The sequence below is a fragment of the Photorhabdus cinerea genome, from assembly GCF_011189575.1.
GTDB lineage: Bacteria > Pseudomonadota > Gammaproteobacteria > Enterobacterales > Enterobacteriaceae > Photorhabdus > Photorhabdus cinerea.
Map to the genome: position 1 here is coordinate 35,549 of NZ_PUJW01000011.1, position 13,571 is coordinate 49,119.

The 13,571-nt window shown below is 41.5% G+C and carries 9 protein-coding genes; all 9 read left to right on the top strand.

Annotated features, from left to right (window positions below):
* Positions 1-3 precede the first annotated feature (3 nt).
* The 9 genes from cheA (at position 4) to C5469_RS12035 (ending at position 13,563) form a co-directional block, all read left to right on the top strand.
* On the top strand, positions 4-2,046 hold the full coding sequence (gene cheA, locus C5469_RS11995) for a chemotaxis protein CheA (protein WP_166306629.1): 2,043 nt from the start codon (positions 4-6) through the stop codon (positions 2,044-2,046).
* Between the two features lie 51 nt (positions 2,047-2,097).
* A complete protein-coding gene (gene cheW, locus C5469_RS12000) occupies positions 2,098-2,595 on the top strand; it encodes a chemotaxis protein CheW (RefSeq protein WP_166306632.1) in 498 nt (165 codons plus the stop codon).
* A 169-nt stretch (positions 2,596-2,764) separates the two neighbouring features.
* A complete protein-coding gene (locus tag C5469_RS12005; protein ID WP_166306635.1) occupies positions 2,765-4,456 on the top strand; it encodes a methyl-accepting chemotaxis protein in 1,692 nt (563 codons plus the stop codon).
* Between the two features lie 53 nt (positions 4,457-4,509).
* Positions 4,510-6,150 (top strand): methyl-accepting chemotaxis protein, encoded by a 1,641-nt coding sequence (locus tag C5469_RS12010; protein WP_166306638.1) that lies wholly within the window; start codon positions 4,510-4,512, stop codon positions 6,148-6,150.
* A gap of 6 nt (positions 6,151-6,156) precedes the next feature.
* Entirely contained in the window at positions 6,157-7,044 is an 888-nt protein-coding gene (gene cheR, locus C5469_RS12015; RefSeq protein ID WP_166306641.1) for a protein-glutamate O-methyltransferase CheR, read from the top strand.
* Entirely contained in the window at positions 7,037-8,089 is a 1,053-nt protein-coding gene (locus tag C5469_RS12020; RefSeq protein WP_166306644.1) for a protein-glutamate methylesterase/protein-glutamine glutaminase, read from the top strand. The genes cheR and C5469_RS12020 overlap by 8 nt, the downstream gene beginning before the upstream one ends.
* A gap of 69 nt (positions 8,090-8,158) precedes the next feature.
* The gene (gene cheY / locus C5469_RS12025; RefSeq protein WP_166306647.1) at positions 8,159-8,548 is read left to right on the top strand and encodes a chemotaxis response regulator CheY; all 390 of its coding nucleotides are present in this window, start codon (positions 8,159-8,161) and stop codon (positions 8,546-8,548) included.
* Positions 8,549-8,557: 9 nt separating this feature from the next.
* Positions 8,558-9,208, top strand: a complete 651-nt coding sequence (gene cheZ, locus C5469_RS12030) for a protein phosphatase CheZ (protein WP_166306650.1) — start codon at positions 8,558-8,560, stop codon at positions 9,206-9,208.
* Between the two features lie 2,357 nt (positions 9,209-11,565).
* The gene (locus C5469_RS12035) at positions 11,566-13,563 is read left to right on the top strand and encodes a thiamine pyrophosphate-dependent enzyme (protein ID WP_166306653.1); all 1,998 of its coding nucleotides are present in this window, start codon (positions 11,566-11,568) and stop codon (positions 13,561-13,563) included.
* The last annotated feature ends 8 nt before the right edge of the window (positions 13,564-13,571 follow it).

The following is a 13,571-nucleotide window of genomic DNA, read 5'->3' on the forward strand; positions in this document are numbered from 1 at the left end:
ACAATGGATATTACTGAGTTTTATCAGACCTTTTTTGATGAAGCAGACGAATTGCTTGAGGATATGGAGCAGCATTTATTGCAGCTCGATCCAAATGCGCCAGATCAAGAACAGTTGAATGCTATTTTTCGTAGTGCGCACTCAATAAAAGGCGGAGCTGCGACTTTTGGTTTTATCAAACTACAGCAAACTACACATGTTCTGGAAAATTTGTTAGACAGTGCCAGACGAGATGAAATGAGTCTGACAACTGATATTATCAACTTGTTTTTGGAAGCGAAAGATATTATGCAGCAACAGTTGGATGCCTATAAAAGTTCTCAGGAGCCGGATGAAAGTGCTTTTACCTACATCTGTGAGACATTGCGCCAGCTTGCATTAGAAGTACAGAAAGACAATGACGGTGAGGTTGAGTCCGCCGTACCGGTGGCGACATCACAGGTACCTGAATCCGAGCCAGAATTAAAACCAGAACCTGATGCGGCCAAAAACCAACAAGGTAGAGTTCGGGTTCATCTTTCAGGTCTAAAAGAGCGTGAAGTTTCTTTAATGCTTGATGAACTGGGTAATTTGGGGGAGGTTTATGATGCGGAACAGACTCGAGATAGTGTTGAAGCGTCACTGGTAACATCAGCTACAGAGGACGATATTACAGCCGTGCTCTGTTTTGTTATTGAACCGGAGCAGATAACTTTCTTGCCGGTAGCTGAACCAAAAGATGAAGTTAAAAACAAAGATACAGCTAAAGTCAAATCCACTGTGCCGGAAAAAAGTTCTACACCACCTGTCGGGCGTCCGGCACCCATGCCACAGGCCGGTTCACCACGTCAACGAGCAGAATCTTCCAGCATCCGAGTTGCGGTTGAGAAGGTTGATCAGCTTATAAATTTGGTTGGTGAATTAGTTATTACACAATCTATGCTGGCACAGCATTGCAACGATCTTGAACCGACTTCACATGGCGATTTATTAAATTGTATGGTTCAGTTACAGCGAAATTCCAGAGACTTGCAAGAGTCTGTTATGTCTATTCGCATGATGCCAATGGAATATGTGTTCAGCCGTTACCCGCGTTTAGTCAGGGATCTTGCTGGCAAACTGAATAAGAAAGTGGATCTGACTTTGGTTGGTAGTTCTACTGAACTGGATAAGAGTTTAATCGAGCGCATTATTGATCCACTGACTCACCTGGTCCGTAACAGCCTTGATCATGGTATTGAAGAACCTGAAATTCGACTCGCTTCAGACAAACCCGAAACGGGTAAGTTGACCCTCTCTGCTGAGCATCAGGGCGGAAATATCTGTATCGAAGTTGTGGATGATGGTGCTGGTTTAAATCGTGAGAAGATTCTAGCTAAAGCAATGTCACAAGGGTTGTCAGTCAGTGAAAACATGAGTAACGAAGAGGTTGCTATGCTGATTTTCGCTCCCGGTTTCTCCACTGCTGAAGTTGTGACAGATGTGTCTGGTCGCGGTGTGGGAATGGACGTGGTTAAGCGAAATATTCAGGAAATGGGAGGACAAATCCAGATTAGCTTCCAAGCCGGTAAAGGGACAATTACACGGATTTTGTTACCTCTGACATTGGCAATCCTTGATGGTATGTCAGTGAAAGTTAATGAGGAAGTGTTTATTTTGCCATTAGGTGCAGTAGTGAGTTCTCTTCAGCCACAGGAAGAAGATATTTATCCACTAGCTGGTGATGAAAAATTACTTCATGTTAGAGGCGAATATTTGCCACTGATTAAACTATATCGAGTCTTTGATATTTCTGGCGCAAAAACAGATCCAACTAAAGGAATCGTTGTGATTGTACAAAGTGCTGGCCGACGTTATGCCTTACTGGTTGACCAGTTAGTTGGGCAGCATCAGGTAGTTGTGAAAAATATCGAAAGTAACTACCGCAAAATACCGGGGATCTCCGCTGCTACAATTATGGGAGATGGCAGTGTGGCACTGATTATTGATGTTTCTGCATTGCAGCAACTCAACCATGACCAACTGGCAATCAGCAAAGCTGAATTATCAGAAAAAAATAAGCACTGAGTGGGCTTGCCCCATAGAAAAATAGTCAATCTCACAGTAAAAGGTAAGATCATGTCGGCCATAGAAGCTTTTAATAAATTGTCAGGAGAAACTGCTGGAGAAGGATATCTGGTTTTTACCTTGGGTGATGAAGAGTACGGTATTGAAATACTCAAAGTGCAGGAGATCCGTGGCTATGATCACGTCACTCGTATCGCGAATACGCCTGCGTTCATTAAAGGAATAACCAATCTGCGCGGTGTTATCGTTCCTATTATTGATCTGAGAATTAAATTTGCTCAGGAAACTGTTACCTATAATGATAATACCGTTGTGATTGTTTTGAATCTGTTAAACCGTGTAGTTGGCATTGTTGTTGATGGTGTTTCAGATGTCTTATCGCTCAAAGCTGAACAAATATGTCCGGCTCCAGAATTTGCCGTGACATTGTCTACTGAGTATTTGACTGGATTGGGTTCACTTGATGATCGCATGCTGATTCTGGTGGATATTGAGAAGTTGCTTAACAGTGAAGAGATGGCTCTGGTAGATTCAGTGGCTAAAAATTAGTTGTCAAACTTATAGCTGCCACCATAGATAGATGGCAGCTATTTTTTCTTTTTATCCCTTCCAATGACTGTCATAAAAAATATTCAAATTTCTTTTATTCAATCAGTAAAGTTCCGTTTAGTTATGCCGATAACAGAGCCATGCCGATCTATTGTAAAAAAGGGAAAACATGTTTAACCGAATGAAAATAGTGACTGGATTGATGACGGTCATCATATTGTTTGGTGCTTTGCAATTTATATCCGGAGGGCTTTTCTTCCATGAGTTGAAAGGTAACAAAGAAAATCTAGAAACACTGGATAAGATGCGTGAACAGCAGACATTTTTGAATGAGACTTGGGTTAATTTATTACAGGCTCGTAACAGTCTGAACCGTGCTGGCATTCGGTACATGATGAAGGATGAAGGCGTCGATAATTATTACACGTTGGAACAGTTGCTGACTGATGCCAGAAGTAATCTTTCTATCGCAGAGCAGCGCTTTGAGCAGTATGAACAAAGTGCTAAATTGCCTATTCATGAATCAGAAAGCCTTAATCGTCTAAAAAAAGCTTATGATGTTTATATTTCGGCACTTCATGAGCTCATTGTCCTGATTGAACATGATCGGGCTGTCGAATTTTTCAATCAGCCAACTGGCAAATATCAGAGTGCTTTTGAGGAAGAATATAATTTCTATTTAACTCAAAACGACCATCTCTATTCCGATGTTGTATTTGATGCGGGCATATCCTACAGAAATGCGATGATTATGTTGGGTATTATCATGCTGATTCTGGTGTCGGCCATGATTTTCAGCTGGGTGAGCATCAGGCATAGTTTGCTGAATCCATTAAATAAATTGCTGGAGAATATCAAGGCGCTTTCTACTGGTGATTTGACACAGAATATTACGGTTTCAGGCAGAAATGAGATGAGTATGTTATCTGTTGGCCTGAAGCATATGCAGAAAGAGTTCATCAATACTGTTAGTAGTGTTCGTCAGAGCAGTGAAAATATTTATGACGGAACCAGCGAAATTGCTGCTGGAAATAATGATCTTTCTTCACGCACTGAAGAGCAGGTTGCTTCTTTGGAAGAAACGGCAGCAAGTATGGAACAACTGACAGCAACAGTAAAACAGAATGCTGAAAATGCTCGTCAGGCAAGTAACCTGGCTGATAGTGCTTCTGAGATTGCCCGTCAGGGCGGGAAAGTCGTAGCGAATGTTGTGCAGACAATGCATGAAATTGCGGGTAGTTCACAGAAAATTTCTGATATTACCAGCGTTATTGATGCCATTGCGTTCCAGACTAACATTCTGGCGCTTAATGCTGCGGTAGAAGCAGCGCGTGCAGGTGAACATGGACGAGGTTTTGCGGTTGTTGCGGGGGAAGTTCGTAACCTCGCACAACGTAGCGCTGAAGCAGCAAAAGAGATTAAAGCATTAATAGAAGATTCAGTTAGCCGTGCGGATACGGGGTCTGTTCTGGTTGAGAGCGCCGGTGAAACAATGAACAATATTGTCAGCTCAGTAACCCGCGTAACTGACATTATGGGTGAAATTGCATCTGCTTCAGATGAACAAAGCAGAGGGATAACTCAGGTTGGTTTGGCTATTTCTGAAATGGATCGTGTAACACAGCAAAATGCTTCTTTGGTTGAGCAGTCAGCGGCGGCGGCGGCGGCACTGGAAGATCAAGCAGCTGGATTGAAGAAGCTGGTTTCTCTATTCCAATTACCGAATCTTGACGATAAACCTCAGCCTGAAACAAAAACTGAGCATTTATCTGTGGTTAAAGCTCTTCCTGTTAAATCGAATTCACCTGTATTGAAGAAAGTGAGTAACGTGGAAGAACAGTCTAATTGGGAAACATTTTAAAACACTAAGCGATAACCACGGCTGCATATGCAGCCGTTAACAGAGGTGATTACATGTTAGGGCTAGGCAGGCTTCGTATATCAACCAGTTTATATCTGTTACTGATGATGTTTTGTTTAATGCAGATAATCTCAAGTGGTTTATCTCTTGGAATAATTCACACAGATCAGTCTTATATCGAACAGATTGATCTGGGAACACAAAAAAGAGATTCGTTAGGGTTGAGCTGGGCAGCTTTGCTGCAATCGCGTAATACACTTAATAGAGTCGCCGTAGGAAAAACGCTCCAGCAATCTGAGGATCATATTAAAAGTATGGTCGCTAATGTCAGAGAAACGCTGGATAAGGCTGAGATGCATTTTGCAGAGTTTATCTCTTTGCCTAAATTAAATGAGGAAGATGGTAGCAGTGTATTGCTGGCATCAGTGGAAACCAGCTACAAGGAATATATAAAAGCACTTAGGGAACTCTCGGTTTTCTTAGAAGAGGGTAATTATGATGCATTTTTAGACCAGCCGACAGAAAAATATCAGCAGCAACTGGAATCTGATTTCAACCATTATATGCAGTATATCGGAGAGGAAATTACAACTGCCGTTCAAGATGGTCGATTTTATTATCAGATTGCAACCGCCATGTTTGCAGGCGCGATCCTGATGGTCTTGGTGGTTGCCTGGGCTGCTCATTGGTGGCTAAAAAGAAATCTTCTCAGACCATTCGCCAATATGCGTAGTCACTTCCAGCATGTTGCAGAAGGGAAGTTAAACAAAGAAGTTGCTGTTTTCACTAATGATGAAATTGGTGAAGTGTTCCTCAAATTACGTGATATGCAGCGTTCACTGGTTAATTCTATTACCTTGATTAAAGAGAATACTAACCTGATGTATAGCGGTATTCAGGAAATTACTCAGGGTAATACGGATCTCTCTTCCCGCACCGAAGAACAAGCTGCATCTCTGGAAGAAACAGCGGCCAGTATGGAACAATTGACTGCAACAGTAAAACAAAATGCTGAAAATGCGCGTCAGGCTAGTGAATTGGCAGTATCTGCATCGAAAACAGCCTCTAAAGGTGGCGAACTGACAACGGGTGTTGTAGAAACGATGGATGCAATTGCTAACAGTTCACAGAAAATCAGTGCAATTATCAGCGTTATTGATGGCATTGCATTCCAGACCAACATCCTGGCACTTAATGCGGCAGTAGAAGCTGCGCGGGCGGGTGAACAAGGCCGTGGTTTCTCCGTTGTTGCTGGTGAAGTTAGGGATTTGGCGCAGCGAAGTGCTGAAGCAGCAAAAGAGATCAAGACATTAATCAGTGAATCAGTTCAGCGGGTAAGTCAAGGTTCCGAATTGGTTAGCCATGCAGGGAAGACTATGAATGAATTGGTAACTTCTGTAAATCAGGTTACAGATCTCATGGCCGAAATTGCTGCGGCATCCGATGAACAAAGTCGGGGTATTCATCAAGTGGCACAAGCTGTTACGCAGATGGATCAGGTTACTCAGCAGAATGCTGCATTGGTTGAACAGTCAGCTGCTGCCGCAGCTGCACTTGAAGATCAAGCGGATATTCTGGTGAAAACCGTAGCGCAATTCGAATTACCAAATAATTTAGAAAATAAGCTTGAAAATGAACTTTCACCTACGCTGAGGTCTGCGGATAGCGAAGGGGCAGTCAGTCAGACTCGCTGAGGCCAGATGAAATCAAATTTAATTGCTTCAACTACAAGCTTGCCGTCTCCACCGCTGAATCACATGATTCAGCGCTATACCATGTCAGATGTGCATTTTGAGCGCATCTGTCAGTTTATATATCAACGTGCTGGTATTGTGCTTGCGGCACATAAACGGGAGATGGTTTACAACCGTTTAATTCGGCGTTTACGTACTCTTGGTATCCGTGATTTTGGTCAGTACCTGTTCATTCTTGAAAATGATATTGATAGTGATGAATGGCAGGAATTTATCAATGCATTGACGACTAACCTGACGGCTTTTTTCAGAGAAGCTCATCATTTCCCTCTGTTAGCTAAGCATGCGAGTAAGAAAAATGGATCGTACCGGGTGTGGAGTGCGGCAGCATCTACAGGGGAAGAACCGTACTCAATTGCAATGACATTGAGTGATGTATTGGGGCATCGTTTTCATCGGGTAAAGATTATTGCCAGTGATATTGATACCAATGTACTGGAAAAAGCGCGTAAGGGTGTTTATCGTCTGGATGAATTGCGTCAGCTGACAGATCAACAGAGAAAACGCTACTTTTTTAAAGGTACTGGTGCTTATGAAGGTTATGCCCGTGTCCGGCCTCAGATTGCTGACATGGTGACATTCCAACACCTCAATTTGTTGGATGCTAGTTGGCCGCTCGAAGGTAAGTTTGATGCTATATTTTGTCGTAACGTAATGATTTATTTTGATAAAAAGACGCAGGAACGGATACTACGTCATTTTGTTACTTTATTAAAACCCGATGGATTGCTCTTTGCCGGGCATTCCGAGAATGTCACTCAAATCAGCCGGGAATTCTACTTGCAAGGACAGACCGTTTACGGTGTAGCCCAGGCAAGGAGAGGTCATGAATAAAATTACTGTTCTTTGTGTCGATGATTCAGCGCTTATGCGGCAAATCATGCGAGAGATCATCAATAGTCATCCGGATATGGAAGTAGTAGCTTGTGCGCCAGATCCATTGGTGGCTCGTGATCTCATTAAAAAACATAACCCACAGGTATTAACGCTGGATGTTGAAATGCCACGCATGGATGGCATTGATTTTCTTGAAAAATTAATGCGCTTACGACCGATGCCTGTGGTTATGATTTCTTCTCTAACAGCTAAAGGTTCTGAAATCACATTAAGAGCATTGGAACTTGGCGCTGTTGATTTTGTAACGAAACCTCAATTGGGTATTCGTGAAGGGATGCTGGCTTACAGTGAACTTATTGCAGAAAAAGTGCGGACGGCAGCGCAGGCTAAATTATCTACGCAAATAACCACACCGGTAGATTCTGCTCCTTTGAGTTTTAAGCCTCTGTTATCCAGTGAAAAACTGATTGCAGTCGGGGCTTCTACTGGGGGAACGGAAGCAATAAAGAGCTTGTTGCAACCATTGCCTGTAACCAGCCCAGCACTGCTAATTACTCAACATATGCCGCCTGGTTTTACCCGTTCTTTTGCTGAACGGTTGAATAAACTTAGCCAAATTACAGTAAAAGAAGCCGAGAACGGCGAACGAATTTTGCCAGGTCATGCGTACATTGCTCCGGGTGATCGCCATATGGAACTATGCCGTAATGGTGCTGATTATCAGGTTTTGATAACTGATGCGCCGGCGGTTAATCGTCATCGTCCGTCTGTGGATGTGCTGTTCCGATCAGTCGCTAAATTTGCTGGCAGGAATGCTGTTGGTGTATTGCTGACAGGAATGGGTAGTGATGGCGCGGCGGGATTGCTGGAAATGAAGCAAGCCGGTGCATACACGTTAGCTCAGGATGAAGCAAGTTGTGTCGTATTTGGTATGCCAAGAGCGGCAATACAAATGGGGGCTGTGGATGAGGTTATGGATATACTCAAAATGAGCAAGAGAATGCTGGCAAAAATAAGCTCGGGGCAGGTTGTTCGTATTTAACGGCAGTTGGATAAATTTAATTTTTTAAGCAGCTCTGTGCTGACTGATAAATAATTTCAAGGAGTTTTTATGGCGAATAAGGATCTTAGATTTCTGGTGGTTGATGATTTTTCAACCATGCGGCGCATTGTTCGTAACCTGCTAAAAGAGCTGGGTTTCAACAACGTAGAAGAAGCTCAGGATGGAGCAGAAGCTCTGACTAAGATTCGTTCATCCCAATTTGATTTCATTATCTCTGACTGGAATATGCCTAATATGGATGGTCTGGAGTTGTTAAAAATCATTCGTGAAGATGCACAATTGTCCAAAATACCCGTTTTGATGGTGACAGCAGAAGCGAAGAAAGAAAACATTATTGCAGCTGCGCAGGCCGGGGCTAGTGGTTATGTTGTTAAACCTTTTACAGCTGCCATTCTGGAAGAGAAGCTTAATAAAATTTTCGAAAAATTGGGCCTCTAAGGAGACATAATGAGTGTAAATCCAGTCATGCCGAGGGATGAGACCATTACTGCCAGTGAGATTATCAGCCGTATCGGCCAACTTACGCGGATGTTGCGTGATAGTTTACGTGAGCTAGGGTTGGATCAAACTATTGCTCAGGCGGCTGAGGCGATACCTGATGCGAGAGAGCGCCTGGACTATGTTGTTCAGATGACTGCGCAGGCAGCCGAAAGAGCGCTGAATTGTGTTGAGGCGGCGCAACCTCGTCAGAATGAGTTGGAATCATCGGCAATATCACTGACAAAACGCTGGGATGAGTGGTTTGAAAATCCAGTTGAAATGCCTGTGGCACGCTCATTGGTTATGGATACCCGAAATTACCTCAATACAGTACCTGAGCATACTGCTTTTACTAACGCTCAACTGATGGAGATCATGATGGCACAAGATTTTCAAGATCTTACTGGTCAGGTTATCAAGCGGATGATGGATGTTATTCAGGAAATAGAAAAACAGCTGGTGATGGTATTGATGGAAAACATGCCGGCTGATCAGATGGTGAAAACCAAGAAAGAGACCGACAGTTTGCTAAATGGCCCGCAAGTGAATCAAAATGGCGTGGGTGTTATTGCTAATCAGGCTCAGGTTGATGATCTACTGGATAGCTTAGGTTTCTGAATAAAAGTGGTGGGGTAAGCCTGCCACTCAGAATTAAAAATTTTTCGGAAATATGATTGATGGTATTGAGCGATATTAATCTTATTCTCCCTGATGGGATAAAATAGAACGGTTGTAATTATTTTTCATGAAATAGTTACATGTAATCATCTAATTTATCGAGAAACACGAAAGCATGCGGCATCATATACCCGGGTAGCCGCAGGGGCAAATAACCACGTAACTTATCATTATCCTCTTCACCTCACCGAATCTTCACTATTCCAGCCCATTGTAATATCTCTTTATTAGAGTGAACTAAAATAACATTATATTAAATTAATTACGATATTTTAGGAATATCCAGTTAATGTTCATTAACTCAAAAAATTATTTTGTTATATTCTATGATTTGGGGAAATACCCATAAGAATACATTTATATATCTTTGATTTTAAAAAATCAAAGATATATATTGAGAAAATAAGAATAGTAATATCAATAGATTAGTTTAATTTATTTATCATTTGGTATCATTTGGTATCATTTGGTATCATTTGGTATCATTTGGTATCATTTGGTATCATTTGGTATCATTTTTTTATTACTGGATGATTTATTTTTTCAAAAATAACTCTCATATTATAGCAAGAGTAATAATAAAACACATAAACAGTCCAATAATAAAAATATTTTCATTCATATTTAAATAGAAAGTGGACCGTAAAATAGACGATATAAACTTGGTTTTTATTTTTTATTAAAAAAATATTTACCATATGAAAAGGTATTGAAATATTATATTAAATTTAATTGATTTTGAATTTAGTATATCATTAACTTAGGCAATTAATGGACTATCCAATACTAGTTCAGCTAGTAAAGGTTTATTAGTGCTAAAATCCTGCCAGTTATATTGCTTGAATATAAATGGATTGCTGATTTTGCAAATTGCAAATTGCAAATATCCATCAGTTTTTACCATTTTCAGAAGGAAACGTGGATTCAATTTTTCATGCTAATCTGGTACTCAGCATAGATCAAAATCGGGTCTGATTGGACCCGGAATGTTGTGTTTATCTTTGCATAAAACGGTCAGGCTATTGTGATCAAATGCTCAAATTCGGCAGAAAAATAAGTAACAGTGGGATAGGTACCCATCACTGTGTGTTTGCGAGATCGATAGGAATAATTGGCATGGTGCGAAAGTGGCAGAGTTGTTTATCAATGTTAAACAAGGGGGCTGTCAAAGCCGTTGTTATTTAAAATAAGAAGTAGTGATTAAAATTAGAATAATTGCATGAATTAATCGTTTTTCCATAGTATGAAGAGGATTAATAGTATGAAGAGGGCTAAAAGGACAGATGTATTTGATGCTATTATTTATAGAAATAATTTGCACACAACATAGAGATAAATTCATTCAGATCAACCTTACTGAAATTATATTTTATCTTATTGTTTTTTTAGTTTACTATTTTAAATAATTGATAAAATATTCAAATGGTTAAGAAATATATTTTTATATGTCGATATGCTATTAACTGCATTATAATATCAACGATATTAGGCTTGTAAATTTAGTAGAATCAGGCAGTTAAGTATATCAGTACTTTTGTGATCATTCACTCATTACGATCAGTTTTTTTATGATAAAATATAAGGGATAATAAATTAATTTTTTGTAAAGCATCAGTGTTGGTGCTATATGGATTCATGAATTCAATGGGATGTATTTGGCAATAAATGAGGTTGTTATTGAGATTCATCACAAAATATAATGATTTGCAATAAGTATAAAATCATTGAATTTGAGCTTGATTGATGTAATGTGATGCTATTTTAGGTCTATTTCTCAGTTAAATGTAAAAATACCTAATGAAGAATCTGTTGCAGAAGCATAACTTTAAAATAGCTTAACAGAGTGAGAAATTATTCCAGCGTCTTATCATTGCAGGATTCAAAAGTATAGGTAAAAACCTGTTTTTAATCGTATCGTAATCATGGAAATGCCGATGTTTATTGGTTCTGCTCTTGGCAAATGGCTATTGTTCATCGGTTGGAGTTTTTTAAATGGTATCACATTGTGATCAAGACAATGCTCAAAATTCGGGGAATACTGCGACAGCCAGAGCCATTTATGGCCATGGAGAGAATTTTGCCTACCATTCCAGACGCGTAAATGTTATTAGAAATTGTGACCGTATATCTCTATTTTTTGCGATCCGTGTGATGGCATTACCCCGCATTCACTTCTTTATTGGGAACTGTAGTCTCACAGGTAATCATAAATGGGACTACCCCGTGTTCGCTTCTTTATCAGGCATTAAGCGCAATAACGACAATTACCACGTTAACTATTTGTGAGGAAAAAGAGAGTGATAGACGTACAGATCAATGAAGTACCTCTTAAGGAACACAGCCCTTCAATGGATAATTGTTTGGATGAGCAAAAGTTACTTTATGACATGCTGCTGTCACGGGAATTTGATAATCGTAGTGCGATAGTCACACGACAAGGCCGCGCTTGGTTCCATGTATCGGCTGCTGGACATGAAGGACTGGCAGTGTTGCCACAGCTGATGGAAAAGAATGATGTGTTGGTTCCTTACTATCGTGATCGGGCATTAGTATTAGCGCGTGGTATGTCTATTGTTGAAATGACAAGGGAATTGATGGGTAAGGCCACTTCTCACTCAGCTGGCCGGACCATGTCGAATCATTTTTGCTCCAAAGAGCATAATATTTTCTCGGTAGTCAGTCTGACGGGAACCCAATGTATTCCCGCGACTGGAGCTGCCTGGGCAAGCGTGTTGGATAATAAAAATGGGCTTGTCGTGTGTGGTGTTGGCGATGCGGCAACCCGGCAGGGAGAATTTTATGAAGCGGTCAGCTTTGCGGTTGAAAGGCGTTTGCCCGTCGTCTTTGTGGTTTCCGATAATAAATTGGGTATTAGTACCTCAACGGAGAAGATGGCTCCGTATCGATTGGGAATATTTAACGAGTGTTTGATCCGCCGTGTTGATGCCCGCAAGCCGGAAACTTTGTTTCCTGTTGCACAGGAGGTATTCAATAAGGCGCGATTTGAGCGAACACCTTGCATCTTGGTTTGTCGTGTGGACCGGTTAGATTCTCATTCCAACTCAGATTCTCACAAACTGTACCGTACCCAAGATGAGCTGGAGGCACTACAGGACCCTATTGAAAATTATGTCGCCTATTTAAAGGAAAAGGGGGCGATTACTGAACAGGCGTTGACTGAACAAAAAGAGCGCATTAAAGCGGATGTCATGGAAATATTTGAGCGTGTTTATCACGAGGCAGAGCCTGATCCTGCAAGTGTCAGTACCTATTTGTGTAATCGTGAAAGCGCTCCTGTTGTACATATTGAAATGGAAGCCGAAGAGACACAGTTTAAAGCGGTGAATCAGGTTTTGGACGAGGCGTTGAGCCAGAATCCAAATGTGCTGTTATTTGGTGAGGATATTGAAGATCCCAAAGGCGGGGTTTTTGGTTTCACCCGCGGCTTATCCACCCGTTATCCTGATCGCGTTTTTAATGCTCCCCTTTCTGAAGCCACGATTATTGGTTCTTCTGTTGGATTGTCCGCCTGTGGTTGGCGTCCAATTGTTGAATTGCAATTTATCGACTTTGTTGGGTTGGGCTTCAATCAGTTACAGTCACAACTTGGCACTTTAAGTTGGAGAACCGTGGGAAAATGGCGTTGTCCGGTGGTGATATATGCTCCTTATGGCGCTTATCTTCCTGGAGGCGGTATATGGCACAGCCAAAGCTCGGACGGTATTTTAGCGCATATTCCCGGTATTAATGTGCTTGTTCCAACAACACCCGCCGACACAGTCGCGTTGTTCCGTACTGCATTAAGTCTGGATATGCCGAGTCTGATCCTGATCCCTAAACACCTGATGAGAGAGCGTCATGAGCGCCAGCTGGTGACTCCAGTGTCGCTTGGGCAGGCAAATATTGTCAGGGCTGGCAAGCATATTACACTGGTTGCCTGGGGGAATACCGTTCAGCTTGCGACTATGGCTGCTCTTCAGGCGGAAAAAAACAATATTGACATTGAAGTGATTGAATTACGTAGTCTGGTACCTTGGGATAAACAACGGATTGCGGCATCTTTGCGCAAAACCGGGCGGCTTATCGTTGTGCAAGAGGATACCCGGACGGCCAGTGTTGGAGCATCCATTATTGCTGATATTTTGGATGAGAATGACAATTTCTTCTCTTTACTGGCACCTCCGCGCCTGGTGACGCGTGAAGATATTCATATTCCTTTTAATCCTTGTTTAGAAAAAGCTGTCTTACCCAGCACGGATGACATTTTGGCTTCCGTCTATGCGGTAATGGGCTAAGGAGAACT